The 17,643-nt window shown below is 66.2% G+C and carries 16 protein-coding genes; 7 read left to right on the forward strand and 9 right to left on the reverse strand.

Annotated features, from left to right (window positions below):
* The first annotated feature begins 22 nt into the window (after positions 1–22).
* Together ACNJ7E_RS12435 and ACNJ7E_RS12440 are read left to right on the forward strand one after the other, a co-directional pair.
* On the forward strand, positions 23–673 hold the full coding sequence (locus ACNJ7E_RS12435; protein ID WP_280783757.1) for a cupin domain-containing protein: 651 nt from the start codon (positions 23–25) through the stop codon (positions 671–673).
* Between the two features lie 993 nt (positions 674–1,666).
* Positions 1,667–1,870: a DUF8462 domain-containing protein gene (locus tag ACNJ7E_RS12440; protein WP_280783756.1), complete on the forward strand. Its 204-nt coding sequence runs from the start codon at positions 1,667–1,669 to the stop codon at positions 1,868–1,870.
* A gap of 488 nt (positions 1,871–2,358) precedes the next feature.
* On the opposite strand, the gene ACNJ7E_RS12445 is transcribed toward ACNJ7E_RS12440, so the two are convergent.
* The 4 genes from ACNJ7E_RS12445 to ACNJ7E_RS12460 all read right to left on the reverse strand — a co-directional run bounded on the left by ACNJ7E_RS12445 (position 2,359) and on the right by ACNJ7E_RS12460 (position 6,457).
* Entirely contained in the window at positions 2,359–3,396 is a 1,038-nt protein-coding gene (locus ACNJ7E_RS12445; protein ID WP_280783755.1) for a YihY/virulence factor BrkB family protein, read from the reverse strand.
* A 658-nt stretch (positions 3,397–4,054) separates the two neighbouring features.
* Positions 4,055–4,855, reverse strand: a complete 801-nt coding sequence (locus ACNJ7E_RS12450; protein ID WP_418340024.1) for a ZIP family metal transporter — start codon at positions 4,853–4,855, stop codon at positions 4,055–4,057.
* 686 nt (positions 4,856–5,541) lie between these two features.
* Entirely contained in the window at positions 5,542–5,742 is a 201-nt protein-coding gene (locus tag ACNJ7E_RS12455) for a hypothetical protein (RefSeq protein ID WP_280783754.1), read from the reverse strand.
* Positions 5,743–5,908: 166 nt separating this feature from the next.
* A complete protein-coding gene (locus ACNJ7E_RS12460) occupies positions 5,909–6,457 on the reverse strand; it encodes an STAS domain-containing protein (RefSeq protein ID WP_280783751.1) in 549 nt (182 codons plus the stop codon).
* A gap of 372 nt (positions 6,458–6,829) precedes the next feature.
* Here ACNJ7E_RS12460 and ACNJ7E_RS12465 point away from each other — a divergent pair, with 372 nt between their 5' ends.
* The 3 genes from ACNJ7E_RS12465 (at position 6,830) to ACNJ7E_RS12475 (ending at position 8,565) form a co-directional block, all read left to right on the forward strand.
* Positions 6,830–7,348 (forward strand): MarR family winged helix-turn-helix transcriptional regulator, encoded by a 519-nt coding sequence (locus tag ACNJ7E_RS12465; RefSeq protein WP_280783750.1) that lies wholly within the window; start codon positions 6,830–6,832, stop codon positions 7,346–7,348.
* Between the two features lie 5 nt (positions 7,349–7,353).
* Positions 7,354–8,196, forward strand: a complete 843-nt coding sequence (locus ACNJ7E_RS12470; RefSeq protein ID WP_280783749.1) for an EamA family transporter — start codon at positions 7,354–7,356, stop codon at positions 8,194–8,196.
* Positions 8,197–8,316: 120 nt separating this feature from the next.
* Positions 8,317–8,565 carry a DUF6480 family protein gene (locus tag ACNJ7E_RS12475; protein WP_005256658.1) on the forward strand — a complete coding sequence of 83 codons (249 nt, stop codon included), beginning with the start codon at positions 8,317–8,319 and terminating at the stop codon, positions 8,563–8,565.
* A gap of 32 nt (positions 8,566–8,597) precedes the next feature.
* Here the strand turns inward: ACNJ7E_RS12475 and ACNJ7E_RS12480 are convergent, their stop codons facing one another.
* The gene (locus tag ACNJ7E_RS12480; RefSeq protein WP_280783748.1) at positions 8,598–10,952 is read right to left on the reverse strand and encodes an ATP-dependent DNA ligase; all 2,355 of its coding nucleotides are present in this window, start codon (positions 10,950–10,952) and stop codon (positions 8,598–8,600) included.
* 592 nt (positions 10,953–11,544) lie between these two features.
* On the opposite strand from ACNJ7E_RS12480, the gene ACNJ7E_RS12485 reads away from it, so the two are divergent.
* Complete coding sequence (locus ACNJ7E_RS12485; protein WP_280783747.1) at positions 11,545–12,192, forward strand: superoxide dismutase family protein; 648 nt, start codon at positions 11,545–11,547, stop codon at positions 12,190–12,192.
* A 183-nt stretch (positions 12,193–12,375) separates the two neighbouring features.
* Here the strand turns inward: ACNJ7E_RS12485 and ACNJ7E_RS12490 are convergent, their stop codons facing one another.
* From ACNJ7E_RS12490 to ACNJ7E_RS12505, 4 genes are read right to left on the reverse strand one after another with little or no spacing between them, the layout of a single operon-like run.
* Positions 12,376–13,206 (reverse strand): glycosyltransferase family 2 protein, encoded by an 831-nt coding sequence (locus ACNJ7E_RS12490; RefSeq protein WP_280783746.1) that lies wholly within the window; start codon positions 13,204–13,206, stop codon positions 12,376–12,378.
* Complete coding sequence (locus tag ACNJ7E_RS12495; RefSeq protein ID WP_280783745.1) at positions 13,203–14,207, reverse strand: glycosyltransferase; 1,005 nt, start codon at positions 14,205–14,207, stop codon at positions 13,203–13,205. Before ACNJ7E_RS12495 ends, ACNJ7E_RS12490 begins: the two co-directional genes overlap by 4 nt.
* Positions 14,204–15,322: a glycosyltransferase family 4 protein gene (locus ACNJ7E_RS12500; protein ID WP_418340025.1), complete on the reverse strand. Its 1,119-nt coding sequence runs from the start codon at positions 15,320–15,322 to the stop codon at positions 14,204–14,206. Before ACNJ7E_RS12500 ends, ACNJ7E_RS12495 begins: the two co-directional genes overlap by 4 nt.
* Positions 15,319–16,371 carry a glycosyltransferase family protein gene (locus ACNJ7E_RS12505; RefSeq protein ID WP_418340026.1) on the reverse strand — a complete coding sequence of 351 codons (1,053 nt, stop codon included), beginning with the start codon at positions 16,369–16,371 and terminating at the stop codon, positions 15,319–15,321. The genes ACNJ7E_RS12500 and ACNJ7E_RS12505 overlap by 4 nt, the downstream gene beginning before the upstream one ends.
* A gap of 736 nt (positions 16,372–17,107) precedes the next feature.
* On the opposite strand from ACNJ7E_RS12505, the gene ACNJ7E_RS12510 reads away from it, so the two are divergent.
* Complete coding sequence (locus ACNJ7E_RS12510) at positions 17,108–17,557, forward strand: hypothetical protein (RefSeq protein ID WP_418340027.1); 450 nt, start codon at positions 17,108–17,110, stop codon at positions 17,555–17,557.
* Positions 17,558–17,643: the final 86 nt, after the last annotated feature.

Genomic DNA, 17,643 nt, shown 5'->3' on the forward strand with positions numbered 1-17,643 from the left:
AGTGGTGGAAGAGGAAATCGGCGTGGCCTTGAAGCGGGCCCGCCTGGCCAAGAAACTGTCACTGCGCCAGATCGCCGATCAGCTCGGCATCTCCACCAGTCTGCTCTCGCAGGTCGAGAACGGAAAAACCCAGCCGTCGGTGAAAACGCTCTTCGGTCTCGCGACCGTGCTCGAGGTCTCCCTCGACAAAATCCTTTCCGGTCGCAGCGGTCTCGACATCGAGCTCCCGCAGAACCGCGACGCCGCGGCCGGTATCCAGCGCGCCGCAGACAATCCGGTCATCGAAATGGAAAACGGGGTCACCTGGCAGCGGCTGGCCACCGGGGGGCGCACCGAGATCGAACCGCTCTACGTCACCTACGAGGTCGGCGCCTCCAGCTCGGTCGACGGCAAACAGATGCGCCACGACGGAGCCGAGTTCGCGTACATCCTCGAAGGCACGCTGCGGCTCCGGCTCGACTTCGACGAACACGATCTGGGCCCCGGCGATTCGTTCTGCTTCGACTCGAGCCGGCCACACCTGTTCTACAACCCGGGCACGGTACCCGCCCGCGGCGTCTGGTTCGTCTTCGACAGCGCGACCCACACCGCCGACGTCAAATCGCTACTCGACGCGATGCGAACCGCCAACGGCAGCGGCCAGGGCCGCACCCATCTGCCCACGTTCAGGTAAACCCGCCAGCCTGTCCCCCCAACACCCCAGCGATCACCTCCGCCTGATCGCTGCCTGCCGGTGAGTCGCCTGCACCGCCCCTGAGGGCGACCTCTGGGCTGCGTGGTGCGCGCACCACCTTCCGTGAATAACTGCTGGTGGCCGAGTCGATGCGACGCAACGTCAAACTCCGAGTAGTCGCCGAGGAGATGCTTGCCGAACTGCGCACCCGGTGAGGGGCGGCTACACCAGCTCGACGGCTGAACCGGTGCGGCCTGAGCGCACAACTGGTGATCCGGAGCACCAGAGCGCCTGGCGACCGATTACCCCCAGCGCCGCTTGGTACGCAGCACGATTGCGCGTGCTCAACTCGCCGACGGAAACAGCCGGGTCACCGCTAGTTTCCTGCCGCCGATATCCTGTCGTGTCCGTCGGTCCTCGCTCGACGGATCCGGCTAGGCGTGACACCCAAACGGGACACAGAGATGAGACGGCGCCATCCCCTGGTTGCTCGTGGTTGGGCACCGACGCTTCTCTGCGCGGCCGAGGAACTCGCCACCAAGCTCGCCGCCAGCCTGCGGGCCGTGACGCGACGATTCGACCTACGCACGCTCACCCCACGGTTGGGTGTGCTCGAGTCGTTCACGGTGTCGCTGAATCTGGGCGTCGTGACGCTCGGGGTCGATATCGATCCTGCTGCGGGTTTTGCGGACACCGGCCGATTGTCCACCGACCTGACCGATCTGTTCGTCGTTCTCGGTGAGACCGTGCGTGAGCTGGGTATCGGTGCGCTCATCCTGATCGACGAGCTGCAGGAAGCACGGCCGACGAGATGGCGGCGGTCAGCACCGCCATCCATCAGATCAGTCAGACCTCGCCGGTGGTGCCCCTATTCCTTGTCGGCGTGGGGCTGCCGTCGAGGACGCGCAGGTCGGCACCGAAATCGCGCGAGAGGAGGTGGATGCTGGTCTTGCCAATCGCGCTGGGACCGTGCGACACCCGGCACAGAAGGACTTGCTTAGTGCCCTGGCGGAGGGAGGCGACGGCGATGGTGTCGTCGTGCGGGACCTGGCCAGGGCCATGGGCAAGTCGAATGCGTCGGCGCTCTCCGTGCCGCGCGACGAACTGATCAAGAAGGGCCTGGTCGACGCGCCCGAACGCGGAGTCCTCGCCTTCACGGTTCCGGGCTTCCACGAGTTCATCCGCGAACACGACTGACCTGATTGCCCGATGTGGCCGCGCCGCCGTCGCGCCGAGATCGGCCTACGTTGCCCACCGGTTTGCTCGGGGTACGACGACGAGGTGGTCCCATTCGTGATCGCGTTGATGGGTCTCGATCCCGTTGGTTGCGGCGCGCTTACGCGTTCGGTGTGGTGGTGGCTGGACTGGGTCTGCGGGATCGACCTGCCCGCATTCGCGCTGGTGTTCGCCCTCGTCTGGGCGTCTACCTGTAGCCCGGTGCGGTGGTGCTGGTGTCCATTCGATCCGGGCACCTGGACCGGAATCACATCACGGATGTCGGTCGGCGGTTCGGGTGGCATCGGTGGACCGTGCATCGGCAGGCTGGAACGGGCAATTCATTCAGGTTCGGCGATTCGACGCGGCACGATCCTCGAGTAGCTACCGGTATTTCGACAATCCGTTCATAGGCGGCCGGAGCGCGCTCGTCATCACGGCACGGGTAACCAACCCTGTTCACTCGGCAGTCAGTGCTTCGGCGGGCGTTCTGGGAGGTCGGTAGGTTCTTCGTGGGGATGCTCGGTCGGGTCGGTTTCGTCGAGTGGTTGGCGGTCGGCCTCCGGGGCGAATGCGACGTCGACGGTTTCCTCGGGGCGTCGTTCCTCCATCTTCGCCAGCAGCACCATCGCGGTTTTGTCCTGCGGGGTGAACGGGGGCTGGGTCATCGATCGGGGCCACAGCCGGTAGCGGAGGACGACGTTGATCTCGGCGGCGAGCAGGGTCAGCCGGGCACCGAGATACAGCCAGGACAGCAGGCCGAGGACGATGGCGAAGAATCCGTACACGTCGGTGGAGTGGCTGATGGTGTAGCGGACGAACCAGTCCCCGACGCGTTGCAGGATTTCCCAGAACGCGGTGGCGACGACGGCGCCGACGGCCACGTCGCGCACCCGCACGGTCGCCGAGGTCAGCACCGTGAATGACACGAGGAAGACGAGAAAATTGACACCGGCAGCAGCCACAGACGCCCAAGCGTCGGACAGGGGGCCGAAGCGGGGTGCGAATCCGATCAGGGTGGTCGAGACCAGGACCCCGATCCCGAGGAGCACCAGAATCGTCAGTCCCCGCACCCGGCGACCGACGAATCCTGGCCAATCCTTGAACGGCACGTTCCAAACCGTGTTCATCGCGTTCTGCGCGGCCTGCCCGATGCCCTGGGCCCCGTAGAGGGCGCCGAGCACACCAAGGACGAGGGCCCAGCCGTTGCCGCGCAGGGGGTGGGTGGAGCTGCGGAGTTGGGTGCCGAGGATGGGGAAGTCGGCCAGAGCGGAGTTGATCATGCGTTGTTCGAGGTCGGGGTGTCCGGCGAGGACGAAGCCGAGGATCGTCGAGAACAGCAGCAGGAGGGGGAAGACGGCGAACAGCCCGTAGAAGGCGATGATGGTGGCCTTGCCGCCGGCCTGGTCGTTGCCGAACTTCTGCACCACCGCGAACGGGACGGCAAAGATCGCGTGGCGTTGCTGGAAGCGGTCGATTCGGCGGACCGCGGTTTCCGCCCGATTCATCGGTCCGCCCCTTTCGGCCGGTGCGGGGAATCTGGTTCCATTGTCCGCGCCGAGGCGGCAACCGGCTTCCGGGTCGGTGTGCCGATCAGGTGGGATGGGCCGGTCGTCGGGCTGAACACCGGAATGTGCCAGCCTGACGGTGTCGACTCTCACGCCGGCTCGTCCCATGGTCTCACGCAGATCGACCGCCCCGGGAGGCCGCACCGTTCGCGGGGTGCACACCCCCGCGTCGGCGGTGCAGGGCCCACGCAGGAGGGATGAGTTGCGGGGGACCGGGTCGAACGGGTGCCGCCTGCGGTGTGCCGCCGTTCGGTCCGCCGTCGTGGTCCGGGTCGTCTCTGATTTCGGTGACGCCGTGGTCTTCGGAATCGCGCTGCCCGATGCCACGACCAAAGCGAAGGTCGCCGGTTTCGCCGCGGCGTGGGGAGCATTGTGCGCCTACAGCGGACGCCACACCGGATGGCGGTGACGGGCACGGCAGCCGGGACCCGGTCGGTGACGCTACCTTCGTCCGGGGATCGTGTCGACAGTCCACCGGCACAGTTGCTCGAGGAAGGTGTCGGTGCTGATCGGTGTCGAAGGGTTGGTACTGCGATACCGTCCACCCCAGTTCGAGACCAGACTCTTGCCCACATCGTGTCGTGGGCCATGTACTTCGTCACAACGTCGCGAGGACGTAGGAGAGGACGAAGCCGGCGGCGGTGCTCAACGCGACCGTCGGGCCGCCTTTCTCGTAGGCCTCGGGCATGAGGGTGTCTGCGAGGGACGCGAGGACCGCGCCGGCAGCGAAGGCGAGCGGCAGCGAGATTGTCTCGGGTGGACTCGATGCGAGGGGTCCGGCGCCGACGACCACGGCCAGGGTGAGGAGCATGGCGCAGATCAGCCACGTGCCGAGGATGAAGGTCTGGGATCGGCCCTGCGCGCGCATGGACGCGCTCCCAACGAGGGCCTCGGGGAAGTTGGAGACGAAGATCGCCACGAGCAGAGTCACGCCGCCCGTACCTTCGCCGAGGGACACCCCGAGGGCAACGTTCTCCGGGACTCCGTCCAGGGTGACCGCGGCGAGCAGTGCGAGTCCGGCGGCACCGCTCACGGATGCGGTCGAGGGCGCCTTCTCCGTCGCGGCGGCGTCGACGTCGAGTTTCTCGCTGCCCTGCGGTTCCCGGTGTCTGCCCTCGGCCATGCGGTCCAATTGCTGGCTGAGGAGGGTGAAGACGACGGCGCCGACAATGAGTCCGAGCGCGGCCCGCCAGATTCCGCCTTGCTGATATGACTCCTCGAACAGCTCGAAGGTCAGCGCGGTGATCAATGCGCCTGCGGCGAACGCCAGCATGCCGGCGAGTACTCGTTTGGGGAGGGTGAACCGCCCGCCGACCAGGGCCCCGATGACCAGGGCGCTGGAGGCGATCACTCCGAAGATCAACGACTCGATGATGACGTCACCCTCACTCTCTGCCACGGGAAGGCCAGAACTACCGTCTCAGTCGGGTTCCGAGTACCCAGTTTTCCGATGCCGGGGTAGGGACAGACAGACGGAACTCTGCCCGCCTGACGAGGACTCGCGCGGTTCCGTTCACTGGTAGGCGCATCGCTGGGGCCGCGCGGGCGATAATTTCGTGTGATCCGTCAAACGACGACACGGGTTCACCTGAGAAGGCCACCGGGGGCCGGGCTGTCGACGGTGAGCAGGTCGCAGTCGGTGGTGAGACCCGGGATCAAGCCCCGAGGGCAGTTTCCGTTTCGTGACGGGTCCCGAGAAGACGAGCTTTCGCAGCCGCGCCGCGGCCGAGCGTTCGCCGAGGACGGCACTCGTACCATGCGAGGGCTCTCGGATTCCGGCGACGAGTTCCCTGATCACCGATTCGGCGTCGTGGTGTGGGTGCCATCCGAGGTCTGTTCGGGCTCGGGAGCACTGAACGAGGGGTGTGGCATAGGCGAGGTCGATCCAACCCCGGTGTACGGGGGAAAGATGCAGCGACCATGCGAGATTGGTCCGTCTAGTCCTTGTAGGATTGTGCGACTTTCCGCCTGACTGTCCGATATTCTTGCGGCCACGACTCGCTGCAGCATTGGAGACGTGGGTCGCCTTCCTTCGTTCGAGTGGCCTGCCCGTGCCCCGGGCACCTCAAACCACGGCGAGGCTTCTCAGGTGGCCAGCCACACACGTCGTCGCGCGACGGCCTTCATCCGCTCGAGCAGGTCGGGGCGCAGGGGGGTGGGCGGGGAAAGTTCCAGATATTCGGCCAGGTACCGGAAGAACGCCGCGGCGTCCATGCCGAAGTCGGCCATGATCGTCTCAGCGGGGCCTCCGCCCAGGGCGCACCACCGAACTTCGAACGCCACCATCCGATTCACCGCAGTGGTCCCCACGGTTATCGCAGTTTCTGCGAGGGGCGTGCCGCGTCCGCTTCCATGTTCCCGACCTCGCTGCCGCCGTCGCCGTGCTCCATGCGATCGAGGTGGTGCTTGATCCATGCGGTCGACCACGCTGGCGGGTTTGAGTTCTGGTTCGTCATCGGGCGATGCCTTTCCGGTTGAGCGCTGTAGGGGAGGGGAGGGTCGCGAGAGAGCAATGCAGCGAACGCGATCGGTCGAGGACCGGAAATGTCGGTGTGTGATCTGCGGTGGAAGCAGAGTAGGCGAGTGCTGCGTGGAACGCTTCGGCGACGGTGTCGAAGCAGGGCGCCGCCGTGCTGAGCCCGATTCGGTCCAGGACCGCGTGCAGGCCGGCCGGAGCGGCGACGGTCAGACGGCATCGTTGCTCGGACAATCGGGTGGCGGCGTAGTCGAGTGCAGCCAGTCCGGCGCAGCCGACGAACGGGACGCGCAGAAGGTCGACGACGACGCTGTGGCCGGTGAGCACCGCCTCGGCGAGGCACGCGCTCAGCACCGGGGCGGTGACGACGTCGACGTCGCCGCGCACCCGGAGCACCCCGGGGCCGCCGGTGGGTTCGTCGATGTCGATGCGGAAGCCGTGATCGGCGTTGCTGCACAGGTCGGTCCCGGACAACGATGACCGCGTCAGACCGGGAGAATCGAAGATGGAGCGAAAATTGGCCATGGGTGGCTCCCGGTGTGTGACCGGCCGCGGAACCGAACCAAACCCTGGAATGAAGGGTCTTCGACACACAAGTCGGCGATCCCAAACCGGTGGCGGCGTTGTCTGCCAGGCTGTGATCTCAACCTCTGATCAGAAGATAACGCGTCTTCGCGCGGAAGGAAACCCTGCACACGCGTCGGGGTCCTGCGGTCCGGTGCACGAGGTCGGGAGTGCGCGCACGGTCTCGCCGAACCGGATTTGCGCGGCAGAACTGCGCAAGCCCGCCCCGGTCTCGGATAGGTGCATCAGTACGTTGTGGAACGACCGGGTAGGTCTGTGGACCCCCGTCGTGAGGTCTGGACGGCCACCCTCACCGAATGGTATGCATGAGTCATGCATGGAAGCCGCACGGCCAACCTCCTCGGGGCCGCGGCGCTGGCTGTGAGCGATCTCGTTCTCACGAGGGCCACCCGCGTCAGCCAGGTCAGCCCGAGCGGTGCTGCCGCGCTGGTGGTCTTGTCGGCCACCCCCGACCTGAGCGTGACAGAACTCGGCCGGCGCGTGGGCCTGACTCAATCGGCCGCGGCACGCATGGTCGAGTCACTCGAGGGCAAGAACTTGGCGCAACGGAAACGCGGTGCGGGACGGGAAAGGGCTGTCGCCCTCACTTCGGAAGGGCAGCGGGCAGCGCGTGCCGCCCTCGGGGCCCGCGGGGATGGACTGGCCTCGCTGCTGGCGGCACTCGACGACGAAGAACGCGAGGCGCTGGCCGGTGTGCTGGACAAATTGCTGGCCCGGATTTACCAGGATGTCCGTGACTCGGAATTGCTCTGCCGGCTCTGTGATCGCCGGGCATGCACCACCGACGCGGTCTGTCCGGTCGGCAACGCCGAAAGAGCGACCGAAAAGTAATCCGGATGGGACCTCTCCTCGCGCTCACCTCGGCACTCCTCTACGGCATCTCGGACTTCACCGGCGGTCTGCTGTCCCGTCGCGCCCATTTCGTGGTTGTCGCGGCCGTGGGTCAGGTCGGTGGGCTCCTGTTCGCCGTCGTCGCTGCCACAGCGGTCGGCTCCTCCGGTGTGCCGGCGCCGGTCGACCTGGCCTGGGGCGCCCTGTCGGGGGTCGGTACCGGAGTGGGGATGTTGTTCCTGTTCCGTGGCCTCAGTCATGGGGCGATGAGTGTGGTGGTTCCGATCAGCGCGGTCGGCGGTATCGCCTTGCCGGTCCTGATCGGAGTCGCCGCTCTCGGTGAGCGCCCGTCCACGCTGTCCTGGCTCGGCATCGTGATCTCGGTTCCCGCACTGTGGCTTGTCGCGGACACCGGTACTCGCGCTGGACCCGCGCTGCCGGCAGCCGCTCTCGATGGTCTCATCGCAGGAATCGGCATTGCCGTGCAGTATATTTCGCTGGCGCAGGCCGGGTCGGGGGCAGGATTGTGGCCCGTTGCCGCCGGGCGGGTCGCGGCGATCCTCACCATCGTGCCGCTGCTGTCGACCGTGGGACGCGCACACATGCGGCGGTCTCTTCACACCGTGCCGGCGGCAGCCGTCACCGGGGCGGCAGCAGCACTTGCGCTCATCGCGTATCTGCTCGCCACGAGGGAGCAACTCGCCGTCGTCGCCGTCGTGTTGTCCTCCCTCTACCCCGTCGTCCCCGTCGTGCTCGGTGTCACCGTTCTTCGAGAACGCCTGATCCCGAAACAGTCGGTCGGCCTTCTCGCAGCCGCGTCCGCGGTGGCACTTCTCGCCACCAGCTGACCCCTTGGCGCGAAACTCGGTATACGCGTCCGGCGTGTGGGGGTGGGAAATCCGGGTACCCGCTTGTCACAGCCGTCCGCTCGAACGCCGAGCAGCCGTATTCCACGGAGGGCCGTTACTATGACCGCTCAACCTCCGGACCCTGATCCGGCGAACACTCCCGATCTCGAATCGGGCGGCGGTGTCCGACCAGGTTCGACGCCTCCGGACTCCGCCCAGACGTCGGGGTTGTCCGAGCACGAACCGCGCACCAGTTGGTCGTTTCCACCGACAGGCATTGCCACGATGGTGGTCATCGGTGTGATCGTCGTGGTGTTCGTGGCGATCGCGGTCCTGCTGGTGCTCGATATCGTCGGGGTCTTCGACTGAGTTCGGTTTCCCCTTCGGGCGCCGCCCGATGATCATTCCCGCCGCACGTCCTCGGGATTCTTGTCCGTGCGCAGGCCACGCCAGGTCGGGTGCCGGAGAAGGTTCGCCGTGGTCCATTCGGTGAACCCGACCTCGCCGACCAGCCGGGGAGTGACCCAATTCGCGTCCTTGCGTTGGGCGGTCGTCAGGGTGTCGGTGAACGGGCTCGTCTTCCGTGAGAGCCGTTCGAGTTTTCGCGTCAGGGACTCGAGCATCGGTTCGGTGAATCCGGTGCCGACCCTGCCGACGTACCGGAGCCCGTCCGTGTCCGGGATGCCGAGCAGCAGCGATCCCAGCGTGTCGCTGCGTGATCCCTTGCCGCGTCGCCAGCCACCGACGATCACCTCCTGAGTGCGCTGGTTCTTCACCTTGATCCAGGCTTTGCCCCGCCGGCCGGTCAAGTAGGTCGAGTCGTTCTTCTTGCCGACGATTCCTTCCCACCCGCGTCGACGGCTCTCCGCCAACGCCTCGGCGGCATCGCCGCGCAAACGGGCGGGGACGGTGAGACCGGTGCTCGACGCCAATTCCTCCAACACCCGGCGCCGATCCGCATACCCGTGACGCAGCAGCGAGGCGCCGTCGAGGTAGAGCACGTCGAACACGTAGAACTCGGCCGGATACTTCTGCGCGGCAGCGGTGATCGCCGCCGGCTTCTGCAGCCCGGACCGGTTCTGCAGGGCGGCGAAGCTCGTCACGCCCGCCGAGTCGAGGGTGACGATCTCGCCGTCGAGGACGACATCGTGATCGGCCAGTGTGTCCCCGATCGAGGCCAGTTCCGGGTAAGTCGCGGTGAGGTCGCGACCGGACCTGCTGTGCAGGTGGACCTTCCCGTCGGAGATCTCGGCAATCGCCCGTATCCCATCCCATTTCCCCTCGAACGACCAGAGGTCGGCGGGCATGTCGGGGAGATCCTGATCGGATCCGAGTGTCGCGAGCATGGGTTTCAGGTCCCGCGGCATCGGTTTTTCGTCGGCGGGCTTCGACGGGGCGCTCGCGGGTTCCTGGTCGGATTCGCTGTGCGGCAGCGGCCGTTCCTTGTCCTTCTTGATCTTGTGCATCAACCACTGGTCGTCTTTGGTGCGGATCAGCACGTACTGCCCGTGAAGGCGTCGGCCCCGGAGTTCGAACAGAATCTCGTCGCGTTCCCACTTGATGGGGACGTAGGTTCCCTCGTCGAAGATGTCCACTCGGCCGCCGCCGTACTGGTCCTTCGGGATGGTCCCGGAGAACGTGCGGTAGTCGAGGGGATGGTCTTCGGTCTGGACGGCGAGGCGATTCTTCGACGCAGAACGTGGGACGCCTTTGGGTACCGCCCACGAGACCAGTACCCCGTCGCGTTCGAGGCGGAAATCCCAATGCAGGTTGGTCGCGTGGTGCTCGTGGACGACGAAGCTCAGGGCCCGGCCCGAGTCCGCTGATGGTGAATCGGCTGTGGGAGCGGGGACCGGTTCGGGTGTCTTGCCGCGCTTTCGTTTGGATCGGTACGTCCGAAGGGAGTCCAGGGACGCCGAGAGTAGGTCGCCTTCGCTGCGGTATCGGTCGAGTACCTCGTCGAACCGCAATTGACGCAGATCGGTTGCCTCGAGCTCCTTCCATTCCCGTGGCGCGGCGACCGTCGGTTCGGAGCGCCCGCGCAACGAGTACGGAGTAACGGTGGTCTTGGCGACGTTGTTCTGACTCCAGTCGAGGAAGACCTTTCCCCGGCGGTCGGTCTTGGCCATGGTGGCGGTCACCGATTCCGGCGAGTCCTTCTCGAGTCTCTTTGCGAGCGTCCGGGCGAACGGAGAGGGGTCGATGTCGTTCTTCGCGGTGAGCGACGCGTAGACGTGAATACCCTTGCTGCCGCTGGTGACCGGGAACGACGTCAGCCCGGCGTCGTCGAGTTGCTCCTTGACCGCCAGGGCGACACGGGCACAGTCGGAAAGGTCCATACCTTCACCGGGATCGAGATCGAACACCAATCGTGTTGCCGGTCCCGGTTTGCCGTCGACCACCGTCCATTGCGGCACGTGCAATTCCAACGCGGCGAGTTGCCCCATCAGCACCAAACCTGCGGCGGAGTCGATGAGGGGATAGTCGACGCTGCGGTCCTTGTGCTGCACGGTCAGTCGCGGAACCCATTTCGGCGTCGACGAGGGGAGGTTGCGTTCGAAGAAGGAGTCCGAGTCGACACCGTCCGGCCACCGCTTCCGGGTCACCGGGCGTTGCGCCAGGTGCGGCACCATCGCGGGAGCGATCTCCGCCAGGTAGTCGATCACCTCGCCCTTCGTCGTTCCCACGGACGGGTACAGAACTTTGTCGAGATGCGTCAGGTGCAGTCGGTGCCCATCGATCGTCCTGGTCGACATGGGTGTGGTGCTCCCTTCGAAGGTCTCGGATGAATTTTCGTGGGGACATCGTCAGCGGCGACATCGACGACGGCGAAAGGTTGTGTTGGGACCAACCCACCCGGCGCAGCACCGCGAGGCACCGACGGCCTCGGCGACAGCAGCGTCTGTGCTCGACCCCGCAACGACACCAGTTCCGACGTTGCCGGTCGGCTGCCGACGACCTTCAGACCCCGTTCATGACTCACGACGACCGAATACCCTGCCGTACCGCCCCGCCAATCGTCCGGCTGCCTACGGACCGACTGCCGACCCCGCACCGCAGTCCGCTGCGCGGGTCCGAGACCAACTGATGGCAGCGCCGTGATGTACCAGTAGGTTCCGCGGCCGAGGACGACGATGGGCCGCCGCAACAGAGCAACGTCAGGTGATCGGAACGGCGACCGGCAGGAGTATCGGAGCAACGTCGAAATGCTGTCTGAGTTGACAGGACGCAGAGAACCGCAGTTCAACCCCGTACGGGGTTGACCGTCTCGGCGAGAACCTGCAGCGTCGGGGGACTGAGCCTTGTCGTGGGTGATTCAGCACCCCACCCTGGGGGTAATGCCGAATCATGCACACACGACACGTAACCCTGATCGTCGGCGTATCCCTCACCGTCCTCGCCGCAGCCGGATGCGGCAACGACGATTCATCGACGGATGTCTCGGCCACCGTGCAGACGCCCCCCGACTCTGTCGAAACGACGACCACCGGCATGCCTATCTTGCCCGGGTCTGAAGGAGCCTTCCAGTTGCCGGGCGACAGCGCCGGCGACGACAACGCCTTCACCTATGACGAAGCCGCTGTTCCGGTGGGTTCCTCCGTGAACATTGAATCCGAGGAGGAGGGTGGCCGCACCACCGTCACGTTCAACGCAACCGGCCTTGCCCCCAACCGCGACTTCGGTGTCCACGCGCACACGGCACTGTGTGGGCCGCAGCCGTCGGATTCGGGGCCGCACTATCAGAACGATGTCGACCCGAAGGCCACGCCGAATGCTCCGTCGTCGGATCCGGCCTATGCGAATCCCCAGAACGAGATCTGGCTCGATGTCACCACCGACGCGAACGGCAACGCACAGGCGTCGACGACCGTCGACTGGGAGTTCCGTGACGGCGAGGCCAACTCGGTGGTACTGCACGCACAGCACACCATGACCGGTGCCGGACAGGCCGGAATGGCGGGTGATCGACTGGCCTGCATCGATGAAGACTTCTGACGGCATCCGTTGCCCCGCGACCGAGATCCGGATCGATACATGACAACGTGACCGGCCTGCCCTGAGTGCTGCCGGCCCCCCAGCGACTGTGGAATGCGGGTATCCGGATTCGCGACACCCGAATTGGCAACGGCAAGCCTCGCCGTCCGTGGGGGACGATTGCACACCAAGGAAATCCCAGACTCACACCGCTTCGACCCACCGCCGGTGGATGGGATCGTAAGTGATCAGCCCCAGTTCTTCGAACGAATGCAACCATCCTTCCATGGGCCATCGGTGCCAGCGTCGATGAAACAGTTCAGCGTTGGCGAGGATGTCAGCGAGGTGCTCGACGGGGGGATCGGACACGGGATGGTACTGGTGGAACGCGTCGGCGCCGCCCACCCACCGCAAACCCACGCCCGCGGCGGCGGCGGTCTGCGCGAGATCGGTGTCCTCCCCGCCGTAACCGGTGTATTCGGTGCAGAATCCACCGATCCGATTCCAGGTGGCGGCGGTGACGGCGAAGGACAGTGACCAGAACAGGTCGTAATCGGTCCCGGTCAGCACAGTCCCTGCCGGCGGTGCCGGACGCGCCGGATGTGGGCGGCGTCGTTCGTGGACATGGTCGAGGTCGTAGCCCAGCGGTCCGGGTGGCGGCAGATAGGTGACCGGGCCGCACAACAGAGCATGGCGATGGCGCCGCTGCCGAGCCGCGTCGACGTACCGCTGGAGCATTTCGGTACCGGCGATGCAGTCCACGTCCAGGAAGACCAGCAGTTCCGCCCCCGCAGCCAGAGCGGCCGCAGCACCGGCGTTGCGGGCGTAGGCCAGCGGGAGCGGGCCCCGATCGTGCTCGATCCACAACGGCCGGGTGGTGCTGCCCTCGGAGGCCACGACGTCTGCCACCGCGGGGTCTCCGATCGCGACAACCACGTGTTCGTCTGCGGCCACTGTGCTGCGTTCCAGAGACCGCAGGTGAAACCGCAAATGGGTGTCTCGGTTCGCGGCGATCGTAATGACCGCGATCCTCACCGCGAAGCCTCGGATTGCTTTGCGAGCGTGTCGATGACCGCCGCGGCGCGTGCGGCCGCCCCCGCGGTTTGCCAACGCGGCCACCGCTGACCACCGCGCTTCAGCGCCGCCTCGATCAGGTGTGGCCACGCGGTCACCGATGGCCACTGCGGCACCGACACTGCTAGCCCCTTGTCTGAGAGTGCCGCCGCGGTGGCCTGTTGTTCGTCGAACGGGCGTGGTTGGGCGATGATGATCGCCGGACGGCGGGCGGCGGCGATGTCGGCCACGGCGTTCTGACCGGCGTGGGAGACCACGACGTCGGCGCCGCTCAACTGTGGCCACGGGTCACCCACCCAGGGACCGCCCGGGACGCCGAGCGCCTGCCACCGGTATCCGGGGTGCCGATGGGCGCACAACCGAATGTCGTCCATCGACAGATTCGATCCGCCGGTGCCGCTGAGCACCAACACCTGGGGACGCCCGGATGGCGGGGTGTCGTCACACTCGCGGCCATCGAACCGGCTGATTCCGCCCACAAAGGTGGTCTTGTGCGCAAATTCTTGGAGCCAGACCGGGTCGTACATCTCTTGCGGCCACGCCGCGATGATGTGCTCGGCAAGCTGATATCCCAGACGATGCGCCGAATCGGTGCGAACTCCCGGCATGGCGATGACCACGACCGGAACCCCCAGAAGCCGGACGAAGGCGGCTACTTCCACCGAGACGTCCACCACCATAAGACTCGGCCTGGCGGATTCGATCCAGGTGGCCACTCGGCTCATCCGCGATGCCAGACCCCGATCGTGCAAGGGCGCCCAGTGCAGTGTCCCGTTGGCCGTCGGGTCCAGGGGCGGACCACCGTGGTCGTCCCGGGCGAGGCAGATGACGTCGGCGAAGCACTCCGCCCCGGCCGGCGGCGCAGAGGACAGAGCGGTGACTGCAGTGGCGAGGGCGGAGCAGATACTCGTCGCCCGCACCCGGTGTCCCTGCCCGTGGTGATGAATGTAGTAGCCGATCACCGCGACGCCCTGGTGTGTCGGAACGACTTTCCGCTGTGGTGCGCCCGCGTCAGCCGCCGATAGGTAGCCACGTACGCGTCGACCATGGTGCGTTCGGAACAGTGTTCAGCGGCGCGGATACGGGCCGCCGGACGGGAGAGTCTCACGGTTTCCGGGATCGCCCGCACCAGGGCATCGAGGTCGTCCGGGGGTACCAGTCGGCCGCAGTCGGGGGTGAGCACTTCCGGGATCCCACCCCGGGCGAACGCGACCACGGGCGTGCCGCAGGCGAGTGCTTCGGCGACCACCAGACCGTAGGGCTCGTCCCATACCGGTGTCACCAGCGCCGCAGCCGACCTGCCGATCGCGGTGGCCAACGCGGACTGGCCCAGGTGACCGAGGTAGACGACGTCCCGGTTCAGGAGAGGTTTGATGGAACGTTCGAAGTACTCCTTGTCGCTGATCGGGCCAGCCAGTACGAGAGGAAATCCGGCACGTCGGGCGGCGATGATCGCGAGGTGAGCCCCCTTCTCGGGCACCAGACGGCCGAACCAGATCAGGCGCCTGCCCCCGCTGCCGACCGGCCAATCGGCGAGATCGACCCCATTGGGGATGACATCGATGTCACCGACCGCGTGCCGCCACGAGGCGGCGGTGTGTGCGCTCACCGCCGCGAACTGGGCGCCCTGCCCTGTGCCGACCGTGATGGCCGACTCGAGCCACGGTGTGGGCGGGGTGTGCAGCGTGCACAGAATCGGGGTGGGGACAGTGGCAGCCATGGCGACCGGCAAATAGTGCAGGCTGTGGTTGTGTATCACGTCGAACGCTCCCGCCAGAGGGCCGCCGAGATCGAGCATCAGCTGCAGATAGGCGTGATGTTCGGCCATGAACTCGATCGACGGCATCGATGGATCGGTTCGGGCCGCCGCGCTCATCTCGAGAGTCCGGACTTCGAGGTGCGTGCAGCCCAGTGCCGGATCGGAGTCCGGACCGGCGAACAACGTCACCCGGTGACCGTCCGCAGACAAGGCGCGGGCCAAGTACCACACATGCGATTCGAGACCCCCGGCGAACGGTTGCCGGATCGGGAATCGGCAGGACGCCAGAAGTGCGATCCGTAGCGGTGCCCCGGTCACGACAGTGCCTTCTCGTAGAGGTTGTGGTGTTCGCGGGCCAGCGCTTGCCGCTGCGACGCACGTTCGTCCCACGTCGCCCGCACCGGGTGGCCGCCATGGAGTGCGCGGATGCACCGGTCCAGTGACGGCCCGTCGAAATGGGTTTCGTCGAACCCGAACACCGCGCAGTCCTGCTGCTCGCCGTAGAAACCGCAGTTCGGGGCCGCGACCGCGGTGCCGAGGTCGTAGCAGGCCTCGAGCCAACCCGAGTGGGTACCGAAGCGGTACGGAAGTACCGACACCGACAGCGACGACAGATAATCCCACAGTTCCTCGTCCGAGAAATACGGGTGGACTCGGACTTCGACGCGGTTCCGGTTCCCGTAGCGCAGAAGACGCGCACCGGCGTCGGGGGCATACCAGTGATTGGCGGGATCGAAGATCTCGTCGTGGACGTCGACCTGCAACCGAGCACCCTCGAGCCCTTGTACGGTCTCGGACAGTGCATCGAGGACAGGGAACGGATCCATGTTCGCGCGAAGACTTTTCACGTGCACCCCGATGACGAACTCGTCGTTGCCGGGCCGTGGGCGGTCGATCAGCAGGCGCTCCACCACGTGCGGGTGTCCGAGCGCCGTGGCCGCACGAGACCACTGTCGATCGATCACCGCCGCGGCTCCCGGGGTGAGGGTGACGACCTGTGCGGCTGCCGGCACCAGCGCATCGAGCAGATCGAGGTGCGGTTCGGGATCGGGTTGGTGCGGGTTGCGCAGATCGTGGACGGTGTACACCAGGGGGATATGACGAAAGGACAATTCGTGGAGAATCGCCTCCATCAGGGCAGGGTCGATGGCGTCGAAGCCGAAGTGGATATGAAACACATCGAATTCCCTGTAGTGCCGGCTGATCCACATCGGGTCGAGCATCAACGGCGGCCACCATCCTCCCGGTACCGTGCGTCCATCTGCGGGGATCGGGTCCGGGAGCCGGACGACGTGATCATTGCTTCTCGGATCAGTGAGATGTCGAACATAGACGTGCGACGCCGGCACCGAGGCGACCCGGATCATCTGCGCTTCCTCTCCATGAGTGTTGGTTGACGAACTTTCCTTGCTTGGAATCCAATGCTGTCGAGGGCGTCCGGGGGACACTGGCGAAGTCGATCTATGCCACAACGGGGATCGACGAATCTTCGTTCCGCCACGGAAAGCTCCTCGCCGCGGATGTCAATCATGTTGCAGCGAGGCGCTCACCCCGCTGGCAACAGGTTCTGTCCGCACCTTCGACAAGTGGCACGGTTACAGTGCGCAGCGCGGCAGCCCGCTGACCGAGCCGGGGGCAATGCTCGGGGGGGATCCGGGACTCGGCGATAGCTGGGGACCTGATCGGGATCGAGGGAATCGGCGGACTCTGTCGGGCACGGCGTAGCTCCTCGCTGGCAATTCAGTGGGATGGAGCCGCATCGCTGCTGTACGGATTCGCTCTTCTCTGTATGCCCAGTCGTTCCCAAAACAAATCAGTCGCCCTGCCGAGGCACGTGCTCGATGCGGCCGCTCGACGACCACGGCATCATCCCGGAAGACCCGGTGATCGACGACTTCGGGACACCAGACCTCGCCGAGACGAGCAGGTCAGGGCAGATGCGCCCTGGTGAGGTTTGCGTCGCGCCAGGATGGGCGCAGTGCCAAACCTTGCCCACCCGAGAGATGCGGTTTCGTGTCCGTGTTTCAGGGCATAGCTACAGCAGATGGCAACCACGAACGAAGCCGAGAATACGGCGTTCTGGTTCATCAACGAGGAGTGATCATGGGTACCGAACCAGGCAAACAGCTACACGAAGAACCACAGTCCGATCGCGGCCCCGAAGGCTCACGCGACGCGGGCCCGGACCAGGCTGGAGCAGGCCAGACGGACCGCAAGCCGGGGTCCCTGGATCAGGAGGAGGTCACCTCCTCCGCGGAGCAGGGCACGAACCCGGCGCCCGCTGGCGGCTCGCTGCCTCCCGGCGGCGCGGAGCCGGCGACACCGCCATACGACGGCCGGACGACCAGCACGAAGGAAGGGCGCCCGGAGCACGACGACCATGTGGACGCCACCGGAATGCAGTCGCCGACACCCGGGGAGACCCCACGCGGCGCGGTGGCCTCTCCGGCTGAGGAGAAGCCCGCTGTACACGCGGCCGAGACCGAGGGCAGCGACTCCGGAGTGGGACCCGCGCATCAGGGAGGCGTCGGCAAGGGCGAAGACAAGAAATGACAGACCCCGGCAGCGCCGCTGGGGATGTCTCAGAGGGGGGCGCTCGTTGCCTGCCCGGCACCCCACCAGGCGCCCCGATATGTGTC

The organism is Rhodococcus mengyinensis, assembly GCF_048381435.1.
GTDB lineage: Bacteria > Actinomycetota > Actinomycetes > Mycobacteriales > Mycobacteriaceae > Rhodococcus_F > Rhodococcus_F opacus_D.